16 protein-coding genes are annotated in these 17567 nt (G+C 72.8%); 3 read left to right on the forward strand and 13 right to left on the reverse strand.

From position 1 onward, the window contains the following. Positions 1–143: 143 nt before the first annotated feature. A complete protein-coding gene (locus ACFXMF_RS30020; protein ID WP_379989244.1) occupies positions 144–1061 on the reverse strand; it encodes a TIGR04222 domain-containing membrane protein in 918 nt (305 codons plus the stop codon). A gap of 105 nt (positions 1062–1166) precedes the next feature. Then, a complete protein-coding gene (locus ACFXMF_RS30025; protein WP_360309355.1) occupies positions 1167–1649 on the reverse strand; it encodes a hypothetical protein in 483 nt (160 codons plus the stop codon). 189 nt (positions 1650–1838) lie between these two features. On the opposite strand from ACFXMF_RS30025, the gene ACFXMF_RS30030 reads away from it, so the two are divergent. Next, positions 1839–2840: a glutamate ABC transporter substrate-binding protein gene (locus ACFXMF_RS30030; protein WP_379989243.1), complete on the forward strand. Its 1002-nt coding sequence runs from the start codon at positions 1839–1841 to the stop codon at positions 2838–2840. Positions 2841–2873: 33 nt separating this feature from the next. On the opposite strand, the gene ACFXMF_RS30035 is transcribed toward ACFXMF_RS30030, so the two are convergent. From ACFXMF_RS30035 to ACFXMF_RS30085, 11 genes are all read right to left on the reverse strand, one after another. Further along, positions 2874–4778: a propionyl-CoA synthetase gene (locus ACFXMF_RS30035; RefSeq protein ID WP_379989241.1), complete on the reverse strand. Its 1905-nt coding sequence runs from the start codon at positions 4776–4778 to the stop codon at positions 2874–2876. A gap of 129 nt (positions 4779–4907) precedes the next feature. Further along, positions 4908–5594, reverse strand: a complete 687-nt coding sequence (locus ACFXMF_RS30040; protein WP_360309349.1) for a hypothetical protein — start codon at positions 5592–5594, stop codon at positions 4908–4910. Positions 5595–5736: 142 nt separating this feature from the next. Beyond that, positions 5737–7956 (reverse strand): hypothetical protein, encoded by a 2220-nt coding sequence (locus tag ACFXMF_RS30045; RefSeq protein WP_360309347.1) that lies wholly within the window; start codon positions 7954–7956, stop codon positions 5737–5739. 37 nt (positions 7957–7993) lie between these two features. Further along, positions 7994–8833, reverse strand: coding sequence for a nucleic acid/nucleotide deaminase domain-containing protein (locus ACFXMF_RS30050; RefSeq protein ID WP_360309345.1), 840 nt, complete (start codon positions 8831–8833; stop codon positions 7994–7996). Positions 8834–8893: 60 nt separating this feature from the next. Beyond that, complete coding sequence (locus ACFXMF_RS30055; RefSeq protein ID WP_379989239.1) at positions 8894–9478, reverse strand: SUKH-4 family immunity protein; 585 nt, start codon at positions 9476–9478, stop codon at positions 8894–8896. A gap of 20 nt (positions 9479–9498) precedes the next feature. Next, complete coding sequence (locus tag ACFXMF_RS30060) at positions 9499–10875, reverse strand: hypothetical protein (protein ID WP_379989237.1); 1377 nt, start codon at positions 10873–10875, stop codon at positions 9499–9501. A gap of 349 nt (positions 10876–11224) precedes the next feature. Beyond that, positions 11225–11680 (reverse strand): carboxymuconolactone decarboxylase family protein, encoded by a 456-nt coding sequence (locus tag ACFXMF_RS30065; RefSeq protein ID WP_379989235.1) that lies wholly within the window; start codon positions 11678–11680, stop codon positions 11225–11227. A gap of 172 nt (positions 11681–11852) precedes the next feature. Then, positions 11853–12407, reverse strand: coding sequence for a hypothetical protein (locus ACFXMF_RS30070; RefSeq protein WP_379989233.1), 555 nt, complete (start codon positions 12405–12407; stop codon positions 11853–11855). A gap of 101 nt (positions 12408–12508) precedes the next feature. After that, positions 12509–13186: a hypothetical protein gene (locus tag ACFXMF_RS30075; RefSeq protein ID WP_360309335.1), complete on the reverse strand. Its 678-nt coding sequence runs from the start codon at positions 13184–13186 to the stop codon at positions 12509–12511. A 167-nt stretch (positions 13187–13353) separates the two neighbouring features. Beyond that, a complete protein-coding gene (locus ACFXMF_RS30080; RefSeq protein ID WP_360309333.1) occupies positions 13354–14208 on the reverse strand; it encodes an NAD(P)H-binding protein in 855 nt (284 codons plus the stop codon). Between the two features lie 155 nt (positions 14209–14363). Beyond that, positions 14364–15818 (reverse strand): MFS transporter, encoded by a 1455-nt coding sequence (locus ACFXMF_RS30085; protein ID WP_379989231.1) that lies wholly within the window; start codon positions 15816–15818, stop codon positions 14364–14366. A gap of 179 nt (positions 15819–15997) precedes the next feature. Between ACFXMF_RS30085 and ACFXMF_RS30090 the strand changes: the two genes are divergently transcribed. Together ACFXMF_RS30090 and ACFXMF_RS30095 are read left to right on the forward strand one after the other, a co-directional pair. Beyond that, positions 15998–16735 carry a TetR/AcrR family transcriptional regulator gene (locus ACFXMF_RS30090; protein ID WP_360309329.1) on the forward strand — a complete coding sequence of 246 codons (738 nt, stop codon included), beginning with the start codon at positions 15998–16000 and terminating at the stop codon, positions 16733–16735. A gap of 75 nt (positions 16736–16810) precedes the next feature. Further along, entirely contained in the window at positions 16811–17566 is a 756-nt protein-coding gene (locus ACFXMF_RS30095) for a sulfite exporter TauE/SafE family protein (RefSeq protein ID WP_379989230.1), read from the forward strand. Position 17567: the final 1 nt, after the last annotated feature.

Here is a 17567-nt window from a genome sequence, read left to right on the forward strand (position 1 = left end):
GCCCCCCGCGAGGCCCGCGCCGGCCCCCGGGGGCGCGCCGGCCCCCCCCCCCCGCCCACCCGAGACCCGCGCCACGGCCCGGCGCGCCGCCGAGGTCGCGGTGGATGCCGGTCGGTGGGGCCACGCAGCCGGGTGCGGTCGGGTCAGTTGTTGCCGCCGGCGCAGGACGCGCCACAACTCGAGTCCGCGCCGTAGCCGCCGGTCGAGAAACTTCGGCCCAGGCGCGGGTTGTACCCCGAGCTCGGGTCGTGGTCCAAGCGCGCGCCGACGACGGGCCCGCGCCGTCGAGGGCCGTCGCCCCGCAGTCGGCGGATCCGTGCGTCGGAGATCCGGAAGACCCCCGTCAACGCGGAGTCGTGCAGGCCGCGGCGGGCGAACAGGGCGGCGGCGCCGATCGCGTCGGGTGGTCCCGCCCGGTCCCAGTCGAGCCGACCCCACTCCTTGCGGGCCCGCCCCAGGCACCGCAGGCCGGCCTCGGTCACCGGCCCCGGGCCCTCGGCGCACAGCGCGAACACGGCCACACCGGCGACCGAGGTCACCGGCACGCCGACCACGATCGCCGTGCCGAGCTCGAACAGGGCCGCGCACCAGACGAGTACGACCGGCACCACCCAGCCGGCCGTCAGGGCCCGGCGGGTGAACGGTGTGGGTCGCCGCCGGGCCAGTCCGGCCGCCACGAGCCGACCGGCCGACGCCTCGATCGCCGGGTTCCGGACGGCCGCGAGCCGCAGTTCGGTCAGGTCGGCTCCGCCCTCGACCCCGGCCGCGGTCAGTACCGTGTCCTCGATCGCGACGCCGCCGGCCGGTGCGGTCGCGGTCAGCCGACCGTCGCGGGACACGAGCAGGTCTCCCCGGGCGTGCAGTCGCACGATCGCGGTGTCCACGACCCGCCTCGGACCACCGGCCAGGAACGCGAGTTCGTAGGGTTCGAGCGACTGGGCCCCGACCGGGTCGGCCGCGTGCGCACGCCCGTGCGGGCCGCCGACCAGGACCCGTCGGGTCCGGAGACCGAGCACGATCGTCGCGAGGACCGCGAGCAGGGCGAAGAGGGAGGTCTCCATGATCCAGGTGTACACGCCGATCCGGCACGATCGAACACTCGGCCGGACATCGTGGGCAACTCCCTCACGCTGCAAGTCCGTTCCGGCGCCCGGTTGCGGTCCGGCTCACCCCCGCGCGGACCCCGCGGGCCACACCACCCGGACCTCCTTGCCCGCCGCGCGCGCCATGGTGACCAACTCGGCCGTACCGCCCCGGGCGAGGGCGGGCCGGCCGTCCCAGACCGCGAGCAGCACGTCGACCGCCGCCAACAGGGCGTCGTTGGCCGCCGCGTAGGCGTCCTCGTTCGCCCGGCGGAACGGCATCACCCGGACCTCGGCGGCGCCCGCGATCAGCTGCTCGAAACTCGCGCGGTAGGCCGGACCGACCTTGGCGTCGCCGTAGTCGGCCGACGGCAGCAGCGCGACCAGCCTGCCGCCCAGGTCCAGCACCGCGCGCGCGAAGATCGCGTCCGCGCCGGCGGCCAGGCAGCTATAGCCCACGAGTCGGTCCGGCTCGACCTGCGCGAGCTGCTCACGGAGAGCCCGGTCGACCAGCGGCACGGTGGCGGCGGTGATGTTGATGTGGCCCGTGATGCCATAACTCGTCACGTGCTTCCGTCCTGATCGACCCGGTTGAGGGAAGCCCCCATTCTTTGCCCAACCGCCCCGGATTTCAGCCCGAGGCGTCCGATACTCGGAGGACTTCGACAGCGCGGACCCTCGCGGGGGGATGTCGGGAGGCCAGGCGGCCCTCGCGGCGACCGGCGCGTCGGCGCGCACCGGCACCCAGGGAGCGGCATGCAGCGGAGATCTCGTCGAATCGCGGCCGGCGCCTCGGCGTTCGCCCTGGCGGCGACCCTGGCGGCCTGCACCGGCGGGTCGACCCGCCCACCCGCGGCAGCGGCAACTCCGGTGGCCGGGCCGGTGATCTCCGGAGCCCACCCGGCCACGCCCGAGGACTACCCCAAGCCTTCCGGCGCCCCGCCGTGCGATCCGCGCGAGAGTCTCACGCCGCCCGCCACGCTGCCCGCGCCCGGGAAACCACCCGCCGGGTCCACCATGGACACCATCCATCGGCGCGGGTACCTGATGGTCGGCGTGGATCAGAACACCCGCTTCTTCGGCGAGTTGGACCGGCGCAGCGGGCAGATCAAGGGCTTCGACATCGAGATGGCCAAGGCCCTGGCCCGGGCGGTCTTCGGCGGCGACGACCCGGGGCACATCCGGTACAAGGTGATCACCCAGGCCCAGCGTCCGGAGGTGCTGCGGGCCGGCGAGGTGGACGTGGTGATCGACACAATGACCATCACGTGCGACCGCAAGCTCCAGGTGGCCTTCAGCGGCGACTACTACACCGACGGCCAACGGGTGCTGGTGCGCACCGACTCCGGCGTGCGCGACCTCGCGGACCTGCGCGGCAAACGGGTGTGCACGGTCCGCGGCACCACCTCGATCGTGTTCCTGCGCGACGATCCGGCGGGGGTGTTGCCGTACGCGGTGGAGAACTGGACGGACTGCCTGGTCGCGTTGCAGCAGGGCGAGGTGGACGCGGTCTCGACCACCTCCGCGCTGCTTCGGGGACTTCAGGCCCAGGACTCGGACACCGACGTGGTCGGCCCGGCCTTCAGCGACGAACCGCACGGGATGGCCTTCCCGTTGGCGCACCAGGACTTCGTGCGCTTCGCCAACGGGGTGCTGGAGCAGATGAAGCGGGACGGCTCGTGGCAGCGGTTGTACGACACGTGGTTGGCCGGCCCGCTGGGGCCGCAGTCCCCGCCGCGCGCGAGCTACGTCGGCTGAGCGCTCCCCGCCCGCCGGTCCCGGTGCGGTCGCTCAGTCACCTGCGGGTTCGCCGGTCAGGGTCGGCCGCAGGGTCTCCAGCACGCTCGGATCCTCGATGGTGGAGGGCGGTTCGGGCCGCCTGCCGTCCGCGATGTCGCGCATCGTACGGCGCAGGATCTTGCCCGATCGGGTCTTGGGCAGCGCGGGCACCACGTCCACCCGGCGCAGCGCCGCGACCGCGCCGATGGTCTCCCGGACCCGGAGCACCAACTCGGCCGCCAAGTCCGCCGGTTCCCGGTGCACGCCGGCCTTGAGCACGACCAGACCGCGCGGCACCTGGCCCTTGAGTTCGTCGGCCACCCCGATCACCGCGCACTCGGCCACGTCCGGGTGGGCGGCCAGGACCTCCTCCATCGAACCGGTGGACAGCCGGTGGCCGGCGACGTTGATCACGTCGTCGGTGCGGCCCATCACGTAGACGTAGCCGTCCTCGTCCTTGCGTCCGCCGTCGCCGCTGAGGTAGTAGCCGGGATGGGCACCGAGATAGGACGCGATGTAGCGCTCGTCGTCGCCCCACAGCGTGGTCAGCGTGCCGGGCGGCATGGGCAGCTTGAGCACCACCGCGCCGTCCACGCCGGGCGGCACCTCGTTGCCCTGCGGGTCCAGGATCCGCACGTCGTAGCCGGGCACCGGCAGGGTCGGCGAACCGGGTTTGGTCGGGTGTGGTTCCAGGCCCATCGGGTCGGCCACGATCGGCCAACCGGTTTCGGTCTGCCACCAGTTGTCGACCACGGGGATGCCCAGCAGGTCGCCGGCCCAGCGGTAGGTCTCCGGGTCGAGCCGTTCGCCCGCCAGGAACAGCGTGCGCAGCGCGGAGAGGTCGTGTCCGGCGCGCAGTTTCCCGTCCGGGTCCTCCTTCTTGATCGCCCGGAACGCGGTCGGCGCGGTGAACAGCATGGTCGCGCGGTGTTCGGCGGCCACCCGCCAGAACGCGCCCGCGTCCGGGGTGCCGACCGGTTTGCCCTCGTACAGCACGGAGGTGCAGCCGGTGAGCAGCGGCGCGTAGACGATGTACGAATGGCCGACCACCCAGCCGACGTCGGAGGCGGTCCAGCTCACCTCGCCGGGGTGCACGCCGTAGACGTTCTCCATCGACCAGCGCAGCGCGACCGCGTGCCCGCCGTTGTCGCGCACGATGCCCTTGGGCGTCCCGGTGGTGCCGGAGGTGTAGAGGATGTAGAGCGGGTCGGTGGCCGCGACGCTCACGCACTCGGCGGGCTCGGCGCCGGCCATCGCGGTGTCCCAGTCCAGGTCCCGCTCGGTCAACTCGGCGATGAGCTGGGGGCGTTGCAGGATCACCACGTGTTCGGGCCGGTGGCTCGCCTCGGCCAGGGCCGCGTCCACGAGCGGTTTGTAGGCGATGGTCCGGGTCGGCTCGATCCCGCAGGAGGCGGCCACCACGACCTTGGGGCGGGCGTCGTCGATGCGCACCGCCAGTTCGTGCGGGGCGAAGCCGCCGAAGACGACCGAGTGCACCGCGCCGAGCCGGGCGCAGGCCAGCATCGCCACCACGGCCTCGGGCACCATCGGCAGGTAGAGCACCACCCGATCGCCTCGACCCACCCCGAGCCCGCGCAGCACGCCGGCGAATCGTGCGGTCAGGTCGAGCAGTTCGGCGTAGGTCAGGGTGCGCCGCGTCCCGGTCAGCGGTGAGTCGTGGATGATCGCGGCCTGCTCGGCGCGCCCGCCCGCGACGTGCCGGTCCAGCGCGTTGAAACAGGTGTTCAGCGTGCCGTCCGGGAACCATCGGTACAGCGGCGCGGCACTCGCGTCCAACGCGCGGGTGGGCGGCGTCACCCAGTCGATCGCGGCGGCGGCCTCCAACCAGAAGCCGTCCGGATCCTCCAGGCTGCGCCGATGGGCCCACTCGTACGCTCCGCCGGTGTCGCGGCTCATTCGTGGTTCCTCCCGGTAGTCCCCGGGCGGCACCGGGTGACCGTGCCGCCCGCCGGCAGGATCCCGACGCGGCGGCACGAAGTCAAGGCGGCCGTACGAGCGTTCGAGCACGGCCTGTCGAAAGTCGAGTCAGGCCACCGGGTTCAACGTCGCGGTGATGCCGGACACGGTCGGCATCGCGTCCTGTCCGCCCTGTTTGCCGGCGTCGATCGCGGCGTCGAGGTCGTAGCCGTTGCGGGCCCCGAGTTCGTTCTCCACGAGTTGGGACAACAGTTCGTTGGCCGTGCCCTCCAGCGCGGCCACCGCGGGCGCGGTGGCGATCTCGACCACGCGCGCCATGAGTTCCTGTTCGAGTTCCTTGAAGATGCGTTTGACCGCGGTGCGCACGATGCCCACCTCGGCCAGGCCGGCGATCGCGGACAGGCCGAAGGTGAAGGTGGCGGCTGCCGCGGCGGCGGCGATCGCGTCGGCCAGGATGATCAGTTGGGCGATCGCTCTGCCCTTGGCGACCTCGATCACCACCGCCGCCGCGTCCAGCGCCTTGGCGAGCATCCGGGCGCCCTCGGCCAGATCGTGCAGGTGTTCGTTGTTCAGCTTGCCGAAGTGTGCCTCGAACGCCTCGGCGGCCATCCCGCTGGTGCCGGACAGGATCCAGGCCGCGCCGTTCTTCCCGTCGGCTCTGGCCTCGTCGATCTCGTCGGCGAACTCGCGGTACGCCTGGGCCAGTTCCTTGAACTCGTCCTCGTCCAGGTTGGGCCAGTCGACGCCGATGACGTCCAACGCCGTGTCCAGATAGCCCGGTATGGTGATGCCCACAATCGACCCCCGTCGTCGTCGCGCACGCCCGAACCGGAGGGCGTGCCGTATCGACGTTACGCCGGTTCCGGTTCCGCTACCTCGATTCGGGGCATCGTCGCGCGGCATCCTCGGGCCGGATCCCGCAAGCGGCCGAGTCCGGTCAAAATGCAGGGTGTTCCAGTCGCAGGCCGACCACGCCCGTGGCCATGCCGAGCACGACGTATCCCTGCACCGACACCGCGATCCCGGTCACCGGCGCACCCAGGTTCAGGTCGACGGCCGTGTCGTCGTCGGGGCGGCGCAGCCGGACCAGGCCGTCCGCCCAGGCCGCCGCGATCAGCAGGCCCTCGGTGGTCTGTTCGCAGGCGAGCGCGGTCACCGGGCTCGCCCGTGTGTCGAGCGCGTCCGTCGCGGGCTCCGCGCCCGGGCTCCACATCCGTACCCGGCCGTCCCGCCCGCCGCTGATCAGCAGGGGTGGTTCGCCCTCGGCGCCGGTGCGCACCGCCGCGAGCGCGGTGACCGGGCCGGTGTGCAGCGGCGCGGACAACACCCCGCGCGGCGGTGGTTCGCCGCCCGGCACGCTCGGCGGCGAGCCGTGGCACCAGACACCGCCGTCGGCGTCGCCGACCGCCGGCAGCGGGTGCGCGCACAGCACGGTCAGCGCGGCCCCGCACGTGTTGACCAGTCGTTGGAAAGCGGCCTCCAGCGCGCCGCGCGGGCCGTGGTAGGCGGCGTCCAGGACGTCCACGCCGCCCCACCGGTTCAAGGTGGTGACCCGGCCGCCGTAGGTGCTCGCGAGCGCGCGCAGCGGGGTGGGGCCGAAGCCGGCGACGACGCGGCCGGCGATCGTGCCGTCGGCGCCGACGACGGTCCGGATCACCCCGGTGTCGTCGGCCAGCAACACCCGTCCGGCCAGGCCGCCGCGGCCGGCGGTCGCCGCCAGGACCGGTCCCGGCCAGCGGTCCGGGCGGTGGCTGTCGCCGTCGCCCCAGCGGGCCCACTCGGCCCGCCAGCCCGGCGAGGTGGATCGTGCGACGAGCGTGCGCGCGGCGGCGTCGTCGCGGCCGAGTCGGTGCACCGCGAGCAGGGCCGCGCGGGCCGCCGGCGCGGGTTGGCCGAGCAGCGTGCCGAACGCGCCGCGGAACGCGGCCTGGGCCGGGTGGGCCCACTGCCCGGTGGCCACCAGCGCACCCGCCACCGTCTGCGGCCGGGCCAACGCCTGCACGACCGGGTCGGCGGCCAACGCGGCGGCGTCGCCGATCCGCACGCTGTGCGCCAGGATCGCCGAGACCCGCTCCTCGCCCGCGTCGTAGAGTCCGGCGAGGTCGGTGATGCCCGCGTCCGCCGCGTGCCGCAGCGCGGCGTGTACCCGGGTCGGCCGGTCGGGATCGGCGCTCTCCGGGCGTTGCCCGCGCACGAACTCGGCGAGCGGCCCGGCCGGCAGCGCCCACGTGTCGCCGCCCTCGAACACCGCGGGCAACACGCGCGTCGCGTGTGCGATCGTCGCGGCGGCCCACTCGCGATCCGCCGCCGGGTGGAGCGTGGTCAGCGCCTGTTCCCACGCGGGCGCCGAGAGCGGCAGGTCGAGCCCGGACAACACCGCCACGGCCGAGCGCACGTCCTCGGGCAGCGTCGCCCACCAGGCCCGATGGATGCGCTGCGCGCGCTCCGGCAGGCCGGCCGGCGCGCCCCCGTCGGGCACCGCGGGCAACCGCGACCTGTCCACGCGGGCGGCCAGTCGGGCCAGTCCGGGATGCGGAAAGGCGGCCTCGGCGCCGAACGGCGAGGTCGGTGCCGCGCCGATGGCGAGTTCGGCGTACCAGCGCTCGAACCGGCCGGGGTGGGTCCAGCGGGGTTCGTCCAGGTTCAACGTGGCGGGCGCGGCAACGGCGGTGAACGCGGCCCGGGTGTCCGCGCGGGCGCACTCCACCAGGATTCGCACGTGCGGCAGTTCGAGCAGCGGGTCGAGCAACTCGGCGACGATCCGGGCACCTTCGCCGGGAAGGCCGGGCCCGCCGGCGTGGTCCGGGTCGGCGATCGCGATCACCGTGCGCCGGGGGTCGAGCGCCAGCGCGGCGATCAGTCGGCGCGGGGTGTGGGCGGCCACGCCCAGGTGGGCGGCCAGTTCCGCGACGACGCCGGGCAGGGTGAGGCCGCCGGCCGGTACGAACGCGTGCAACCGGCGCGCGGGCGGTGTGGCCTCGCCGGCGGTGGCTGCGTACAGCCAGGCCAGCAGGTGCGACTTGCCCGAACCCGACGAGCCGCCGACCAGGCACAGGCGGGGCGAGCGTTCGTCGTCCAGCCAGCCCAGCAGCGCACGGGCGGCCAGGTGTCGGCCCGCGCCCATGTGCGGCAGTCGATGCCCGTCGTTGTCGACCACGGTGTCCGTCCCCCGATTCGTGGTGCGCGCTGCCCGGTCAGCGATTGCCCGCCTGCTCCGCGACGTGTGTCATCAGGGCCCGGACGCCGTCCTCCCGCGACTGCGCGCTCTCCCCGTAGCCGAAGCTGTGGGTGAACTCGGCGGCGGGGAACATCCGGCCCATCCACAGCGCACAGTAGTGGCCGGGCATCAGGCACGGTTCCAACTCGCAGTACACCCGCAGGACGTCCTCGGCCGGCACTCCCCCGGCCGACAGGCGGTACCACAGCAGTTCCTCGGGATGCGGCAGTCCCGGGCGGGACACCTCGGTCACGATCTGCTTGCTCCCGTCCGCGTCCAGGATCTCGAACGCGGCCGAGCCGGCGATGTTCAACGGGAGTCGCACATCGTCGAGCACCCTGGGCCACCACGCCTCGCGCTCGGCGAACGCGGCCGGGTCGAGCGCGAGCAGTTCCTCGCGCAACGCGCGAAACAGCGGGAAGCCCTCGGCCGGTTCGTCCACGGCGGCGATCCGGGGCAGCGCCTGATCGAGCGTCAGCAGCCCGGCGGCGAACGCCTCCACGTCGCTTGCCACGGGCATCTCCGGCAGATCGACCCCCAGGAACAGGGCCCGGACCGACCCGTCGGCGGCGACGTAGAGTTCCGCGCCCTGATCGGTGCCCAACCGAACCCGCTCGCGCACCGCGGGATCGGGCAGCGACTCCCCCACCGAGTCGGCGAACGCCCCCATCGTCGGCGGGTGTTCGTCCTCCGCGCCGAGGAAGTACGCGCCCACCTGGACGGGCAACGGCACACCGGCGAGCTGCGTCGAGCCGAAAAAGCGCAGTCCGTCCCGACCGAAGCGCTGATGAAGGGCGGCGGAGAGGTCAGAGTTCATGGTGTTGCGAGTATCCCTCCTGCGACGGCGGGCCCGGGCCGCGGCTCGATGTCCGCGCGGTCAACGCAGCGGATAGAGACCGTCGACATACCCACCGAAATAGGTGATCCACAAGCTTTCCCCGCGATACGGAATCGGATCGAGCGGTTCGATCCGGGCCCGGATCGAGTCCGCGACGCGCCGGTACTCCGCATTGCCGGGCCCCGTGCTCCCGGGTTCGGTACGCGGGGTTTCCCGCCACAGCAGACCCAGCATGGTGCACAACGAGGAGAGGTCGCCGTTGATCTCGCAGTATTGCGAGCCGCCGTCCGCGAAGGCGTGCAGCCGGCCGGTTTCGAGCTGGAGGAAGACGTACCACTGCTGGATTCCGCCGAGCACCAGCACCGGACCGATCCCGTCGAGTTCGGGCAGGTCGACCCCCTCGTCCGGGTCGCCGAGGTCGAGCAGGCGCGATGCCTGCGCGCCCGGTTCGCCGGCCAACGCGGGGGCGATCTGGAACAACCCCTGCGGCAGACCCACCTCGCACAGGAAGTCCAGATCCGCGACTCGCCCCGGGACCTCGGCGAGTTCGGCCCGCGAGGCGCGCACCACCCGGCCCTGGGGGAAGACCTCCAGCAGCCCGTTGCGGTCGATGTCGAAGATCATGAATCAGCTCCGGCGCATGCCTACGGATATTGGTACGTGTATACACCGGCCAGTGGGCCGGTGTTGCCCGCGCGGTGCTGCTGTTGCAGGTCGTGCATGTACAGGTTGAACGGGCCGTTGCGGTCCGCGCCGTCGAGCCGTCGCGAATCGAAGTCGGCGACGTGGCTCACCTCCAACGGCGCGTTTCGGCCGCTGCCGTTGAGGTGCATGTCCACCCAGATGTCGCATCCCGCGCCACCGGTCCTGGGGAACGGTTGGCACGGTGCCCGTTCGGTGTAGAGCCGGGTCACGTCGTTCTGCATGCCGTTGTGCACCATCGGCAGGCCGATGGCCCGCTCGGAATGGCCGCCGTTGTTGCCGCTGCTGCCGACCAGGATGAAATTGCCGCCGCGCCCGGAGGGGTCCCGGTAAAACAGCGAGGCGTAGTTGTTGCCGCCGTAGTCGTTCTGGGCCCGGCGCACGTCCTCGACGGCCTGCGACAGGTCGGTGGGTTGTTGCAGCGGCCTGGACTGCACCGGGGTACGCGGGGCGGCATTCCCGGTGTCGTCCTGCTCCGCCTTCGCGTACTTGTCGTAGCGGCCCTTGCCGCCCGGTACCGGCACCCGTTTCGGCTTGCCGCGCGGGGTGACCTCGGGTTTGCCGTCCTTGTCCGTCTTGATGTTCACCTTGATCGTGCCGTCCGGATTCAGCACCCGGTCGATCCCGGAATTTCCGCCTCCGGGCTGCACCGGGACCAGTTTCCCGTTGACCAGTTGGTGAACCCGGCCGTCCTCGTCGACGAAGTAGACCGGCGTTCGACCCGTTCCGGGCGGATTCCCGCCGGAACCGGCCGGGCCCTTGCCGTCGCCGGAGCCGGGCTGCTTCGGGTCCGGGCCCTCGATCCGCTTCCCGAACCGCTTGAGGTTCGCCTCCTCGGTCGCGGCCGTGCGTCCGGCACTCGTGCGCACGTTGCCGGCGGTCTTGGCGACGGCCTGCTGGAGCGCGCCGCCGGCCCGGGAATGGCCGGTGGACAACGGCTCGAAGACCTTGCCGAAGGTCTGGCCCAGGCCGTCCTTGTTCCAGAACGCGCCCTTGGCCTGGAGGACGCCGCTCAGCTTGGCGTGCGCGGCCTCGATCCGGGCGGCGGAGGCGTCGATGCCCCGGGCGCCGGACTCGACGTGTTCCGGGACGTGCTTGAAGCCGTTGCTGCCGGTGGGCGGCGGGCCGACCGGTTTGCCGCCGGGGGTGCCGCCGGCGTCACCGGGTGGGCCGCCGGGCTTGCCCGAGGTGTCGGTGCCGTCGGGCCGCTTGGGGGCCCTGGGCACGGTCGCCGGCGCGTCCCCCGGTTTCGATGCGCCGGGCCGGTCGTGTCCGCCGCCCGAATCGCCGCCCTTCGGGCCGGTCTTGGTCTTGCTCATCGCCGATCGCCTCCCCGTAGGCTTCGCGCGCGCTCGACGCTTCGGGAGGGGCGGGTGCTACCGCCGCGGTGCGCGCGTGCGCGGCCCACGCGTGGATCGGGCCGCCGCACGAACTACCCCCGTAGTGACCGAACGACGCAACAAAACTACGTTCGCGGTCCGGGTCGGGCCAACCGGGTTCGAGTCAAGTAAGGCAAAGGGCAGGGAAGTTCGCGGGTCCTCCGGTTTCCGCGAGTGACCCGCGACCGACCTCGGCGCAACGCGTTCCGGCACGATGCGCTCGGGCGCGACCCGGGCGGCCGGGAGGTGTTCCCGGGCCCCGGTCCGCGCCCGTCGGCAGGTCCCTCGACTACCATGCGCCGCCCGCGACTTGCCGCGTGGCGAGGTTGATCCGGTTCCAGACGTTGACCGTTGCGATGGACAGCAGGAGCGCGCCGAGTTGCTGCTCGTCGTAGTGCTCGGCGGCCTGGGCGTAGATCGCGTCCGGGATCGGGTCGCTCGTGTCGGCGACCCGGGTGACCGCCTCGGTCAGCGCGAGGGCCGCGCGTTCGGCGTCGTTGAAGTAGGGGGCGTCGCGCCACCCGGCGACGGTGTCGATGCGCTCGTCCGACTCGCCGCTCTTGCGCAGGTCACGGGCGTGCATGTGGACACAGACGCTACAGCCGTTGATCTGACTCGCCCGGAGGTTGGCCAGTTCGAGGGTGGCCTTCGGAACCCCGGCCTGGGCGGTGGCGGCCCCGAGGGCCATCAGCGCCTTCATCGCGCCGGGAACGACCATCGCGGGGTTGCCCATACGTGCTTCCATGACTGCTCCTCTGGAGGTGGTCCCACCGGCGGCCGATCTCCGCCTCCGCCGGCTGCGGGCCCTTGTCGCTGGCCTACACAGCACTGACGGACCCCGGCGCGAATGTGTGACACCGGATCGAAAAAGAATCTCGGCCGAGATTTTCGCCCCCCGATGGCGAGGCGGCCGGGTCTCACCATCGCCCCGGCTCCGAGGCCGGCCGGGCCGGCACGACCACCTCCGGGGCCTCGATCGACAACCGGGGCAGCCGCCGGTCGACCCGGGCCGGCAACCACCGGTTCGACCTGCTCAGCGGGTGCGTCACCGCCCTGATCAGGATCCTGCGCGGCACGAGCGCGTCGAGGGCGACGGCCGCGGTAGGACCCACGCCGAACTCCGCGATCACCCGGCGCCCACCGAGGACGAAGGCCACGAGGACCGCGATCATGATCGCGGCGCCCAGTCCCATCCAGGTCAGCGGTATGGCGGCGCGCTCGCCCTGTCGGCAGACCGCGCCGAAGCGCAGCCCGGACGCCCCGACCCCGGCCGTCGCCACGACCGCGGCCCACATCGTGGTCCGCCGCGAACTCGCCACGGCCAGGCCGTACGCGGCGATCATCGGCACGAGCGGCAACAACGAGCGGTACCCGCCCAGGGCGATGAAGATCGCCATGCCGAGCGAGGTCCCGCCCGACACCGCGTCCACCACCGCCGGATGCTCCCACCCCGCCCGCGTCGGGTGGTTCACGCCCGCACGGGACGCGCCGGCACCCGGCCGCCCCGACCCGTGCAGGTCCCAGCCCGCCGCTGCCGCGCCCGGTAGCCGCCCCGATCCGTCGAACCTCGTGGCTACAGGCGGTCGTACCAGCCTGGGTGGCTGTTGTGCAGGGCGGCCAGGGCCAGGACGATGCGGGCGTCGACGTGGCCGGGGGGCAGTTCGTAGGAGTCGGTCGTGCCGACGCTGCCCAGGTATTCGAACACCCGGGTGCCGTCGTGGCGCCAGATCGTGCGCAGCGGCAGCCGCGGCGCCTTGCCGCCGAGGACGGCCACGGCCATCATCAGGCCCCACAACGGGGACAGCGCCCACCAGGCGATCCAGCCGAACGTGGTGCCCTTGGCCGCGTGCAGCGTGGGGCCCTGGGCCGGGCGGATCGTCCAGGAGGTGCGGCGCAGTCGGCGAATGCTGCCCTGTTCGCGATGCACCGTGGCCAGGTGCTCGCCCGCCGGCCCGGTGATGCTGTAGACCGCGTAGTCGCCGGCGGTCGAATACGTGCCCACCGCGGCCATTCGATGGCGGCGGGCCCGGTCGGCCCACAGGATCAGGTGGCGGGAGGGAGAGCTGCCCATGTCGTCGGTGGGCCCGGTCTCGATGTAGGCGACGTCCTCGTAGTGTCGTTCGCCCTGTGGGCGGACCCGGACGATCGGGCCGACCCACGTGTGTTCGGGAACGTCCCTGGCTTCATCAGCCTGGAGCGCGCGGCGTACCTCGATTGCGGCACCCGCGCCGGTGTGAAGCGCGACGGTCATGTGCGTCCAGAGTTTCGGTAAACGGCCGGTCTGAACAGCAGGGTAGACAGCCTGGCGACTTCGTGGGGAGCGAGGGAGCCACAAGATCGGCACAGCGCGGACCGACCGGTCGGCGCAGGCCGGTCCGGTCGGTCCGATGTCGTCATGTCCGGGCGGTTGTCGGGGATTTACCCGCGCTGATCCGGGTCGATGGCGAAGTCCGCGCGGTGCTCCAGGGCCCAGGTGCGGAAGTCGCGACCGGGCTTGCCGGTGATCGCCTCGGTGGTGCCGGACACCGGTTCGGGATCGACGGCGGCCGCCCACAGGTCCAGCAGCGCGTCGGCATAGCCGGCGTCCATGTAGGGGGTCAGTCCGGCGAATGCCCGGTCGCGGGTGACCTCGACGAACGGCAGGTCGCGGCCCAGGACATCGGCCAGGATCGCGATCTGCTCGACGAAGGACAACGATTGCGGGCCGTTGAGGTCGAGCGTCTCGCCGAGGTGGTCGCCGGCCACCAGCACCGCGGTGGCCACGTCGGCGATGTCGTCCTCGTGGATCGGGGCGACCTGGGCGTTCGGGTACGGCAGTTCGATCTTGCCGCTGCCCATCAGCCGGTACTTCCAGCCGATCGCGTTGGTGGCGAACGCGCCGGGGCGCAGCACCGTGTACGGGATTCCGGACTCGGCGACCGCGACCTCGACCGTGTGGTGGCTCGCCGCGAGCGGACTGCTCTGCGGGTCGGGGGTGTTCGTCGCGGACGAGGACAGCAGCACGATGTGCCGAATGTCGGCGGCCCGGGCGGCCTCGACGAAGGCGGTGATGCCGGCGGCCTCGGCGTAGAGGAAGACGCTGGTGATGCCGCGCAACACCGCTGCGGCGTTGTCGGGTTCGCGGAGCGAGAGGCGCACGGCTTCGACACCGGCGGGGGGTTCGAGTTCGGTCGGGTCGCTGCCGGCGATCCGGACCGAGTGGCCGGCCGCGAGGAGGCGGGTGACGACTCCGCGCGCGACGCGGCCGCGGGCTCCGGTGACGAGGATGCTCATGGTGACTCGTTTCCTTGTCGGGTCGGGTTTCGTGGACCGTGCCGGGTGGACTCGGCCGGTCGGGGCGGGGCTTCGGCCGGTGCGGGGCCTTCGGGTGGACCGGGCGGCCTTCGGGCCGGCTCGGTGCGGCGACCGGCACCGGCCGCCGTGCGGACTCATCCCTCGTGCGGCCTGGCGTGCCGAGGGAGCAGGAATACCAGGCCGCCGGCGAGCAGGCCCAGGCCGGCCACCGCCAGGGCTCCGGTGGCCATCGCGGCGGAGGCGGTGTGGTGTTCGGCGAGTTGGAAGAACAAGGTGGTGATGCCGGCCGCGCCGAGCGCGCCGGCGAGTTGTTGCATCGCGGACAACGAGCCGGAGGCGCTGCCCAGTTCGTGCTCGGCGACACCGGCCAGGATCACGTCGAACAGCGGTGCGAACACGGCGCCCATGCCGAGGCCGGCGACGAACAGTGGGGCGATCAGGTCGACGCCGGTCGTGTGCGAACCGAAGTGGGCGACCACGGCCGCGAGGCAGACCAGGCCGACCAGGTGCACGCCGACACCGATCAGGAGCAGGTTGCGGCCGAGCCTGGCCATCACCTGGAAACCGGCGATGGAGGCGACCACGATGCCGACCGCGATCGGGGCGAGGGTGAGACCGGCTTCGAGCGCGCCGTAGTGCAGGTGCAGTTGCAGGAACAGCGACGTGATCAGCATGAATCCGGTGGTGCCGGCGAAGAAGGCGAGGCCGAAGAGCATGCCGGACTTGTACGCGCGGTTGCGCAGCAGCGTGGCCTCGATCAGCGAGTGCGGGCTGCGGCGCTCGCGCAGGATGAATCCGGCGAAGGTGGCGAAGCCGGCGGCGAGGCAACCGAACGACCACAGCGGCCAGTCGGCTTCGGGGCCCTGGATGAGCGGCAGGATGATCAGCGTGGAGGCCGCGGTCAGCAGTGTGGCGGCGACGAGGTCGATCCGCACGGCGGGGTTCGGGGCGTCCCGGGGGATGTAGCGCAGGCCCCCGAGCACGGCGGCGAGACCGAGCGGGACGTTCATCAGGAAGATCAGCCGCCAGCCGGTACCGAACAGGTCGAGGTGGATGAGCGCGCCGGCCAGGATCGGGCCGCCGACCGCGGACAGGCCGAGCACCGGGCCGAAGGCGGCGAACGCCTTGCCGGTCTCGGCGGGCGGGAAGACCGACTTGAGGATGCCGAAGCCCTGCGGGATCAGCAGGGCGCCGAAGGCTCCCTGGGCGATCCGGGCGGCGACCAGCAGTTCCGGCGAGGGGGACAGCGCGCAGAGCAGGGACGCCACGGCGAAGCCGCCGGCGCCGAGCAGGAACAATCGGCGTCTGCCCCAGCGGTCGCCGAGTCTGCCGCCGACCACCAGCAACACGCCGAACGCGAGCGTGTATCCGGCGGCGAGCCACTGCAACAGCGCGGCGCCGCCGCCGAGATCGGCCCGGACGGAGGGGCCGGCGACGTTGGTCACGGTGCTGTCGAGCAGGTCCATCACCTCGGCGACGAGCACGATCGCCAGGATCCGCCACCGCCGGGCGTATCCGGCGGGGTGCGGGGCCTCGACGGCGGGAGTGGTGTCGGGCGAGTCGGCGGTGGCGGTGGCGGTGGGGGTCATCGGTACTCCTCGGTCGGGACGACGCGGCCTCGGACGAGGCGATGGCGTGCGGTGCGATGCAGCGCGGTGCGGCGCGGTGAGGTGCGAGTGCGTTCGGCGAGCCATGTTCGTTACGAACATCGTTCGTTACGAACAATGTACGTAGCGAACAGCGTTCCGTCAACGCGTATACTCGGGGCATGGCGAAATCACCCGGCGAACCGCGACCGTCCACCCCCGCTACGCCGGTCAGTCGGCGGACCCGACCGGCCAAGGCCGCACTCAGCGCGGACGCGCTGGTCTCCGCCGCGCTGGCGATCCTGGACGCGGACGGCCTGGAGGCGGTGACCATGCGCCGGGTCGCGCAGGCGCTGGACACCGGCGCCGCCTCGCTCTACGTGTACGTGGCCAACCGCGACGAGCTGCTCGCGTTGGTCTACGACCGGGTGCTCGGCGAGATCGCGCTGCCGACGGTGGCCGCGGTCGGCGAGCCGTTCCCGCACTGGCGCGCCGAGCTGCGCACGCTGATCCGCACGGCGATCACCGTGCTGGGCGCACATCGCAAGATCGCCGGCGTGGCCCTGGGCGACGTACCGACCGGCCCCAACGCGCTCGCGCTGGCCGAGGCCATCCTGGGGCTGCTGGCCGGCGCGGGCATCGACGACCCGACCCGCTCACTGGCCCTGGATCTGATCAACCTGCACATCACCGCGGCGGCGGTCGAGGAATCGGCGTACGCCGACAAGGCCGGCGAGGGGCAGAGCGAGGAGAGCGCGGTCGCGGCGATGGACGAGACGTTCGGGCGGTTGTCCGCGGCGGACTACCCGCACCTGGTCTCGATGCGCGACACGTTGACGGCCGGCTCCGGCGACGAACGCGACGCGTGGGGCATCGAAGTCCTGCTCAACGGCATCCTGGCCACCCCGGCACACGGCTGACCCACCCCGAGTCGCACCCAGACCGCCCGCGACGGCGCCGAGCGACGATCTCCGGTATAGCTGTCGGGTCGTCAGATGTCTCCGACCCGAGGATCGCCCGTGTCCGCTGCCTGGTCCCTCGCCCTGCTCCTGGGCGGGATCGTGCTCCTGGGCGCGTCGGTGCAACGCCTCACCGGCATGGGCTTCGCGCTGGTCGCGGCGCCCGGTCTGGTGCTGTTGCTCGGCCCGGCCCAGGGCGTGGTGTTGTGCAACGGCGGCGCGGGCGTGATCAGCGCGATCGGGCTGGCCGCCTCGTGGCGCCGGGTCCGGCTCGCCGCGATGGTGCCGCTGGTGGTCGCGGCGGCGTGCACCGTACCGCTCGGCTCGTGGGTGGCCGCCCGGCTGCCCGAGCCGTGGCTGCTCGCGGGCATCGGCGCGGCGGTGTGCGTGGCCGTCGGCTCGGTCATGCTCGGCGTGCGAATACCCGCCCTGCGCGCCCGCAGGGGCGCCGTGGTGGCCGGCGCCGCAAGCGGCTTCATGAACTCCTCGGCCGGCGTCGGTGGCCCCGCGGTGTCCCTGTACGCACTCAACGCGGGTTGGACCGTCGCCGAGTTCGTGCCCAACGCCCAGTTCTACGGCGTCGTGGTGAACGCCTTCTCGCTCGCCGCCAAGTCGCCCCCACACCTGAGCGCCCCGGCCTGGACCGGCATCGGCACAGCCCTGCTCGCCGGCGCCGCGCTCGGCCGGGTCCTCGCCGCCCACACCCCCGAACGCCAAGCCAAACGCGCCGTGCAATGGCTGGCCCTGGCCGGCGGCGCCGTCACCCTCGCCAAGGGCCTGTACACCCTGTGAC

The sequence above is a fragment of the Embleya sp. NPDC059213 genome, assembly GCF_042754445.1.
Classification (GTDB): domain Bacteria; phylum Actinomycetota; class Actinomycetes; order Streptomycetales; family Streptomycetaceae; genus Embleya.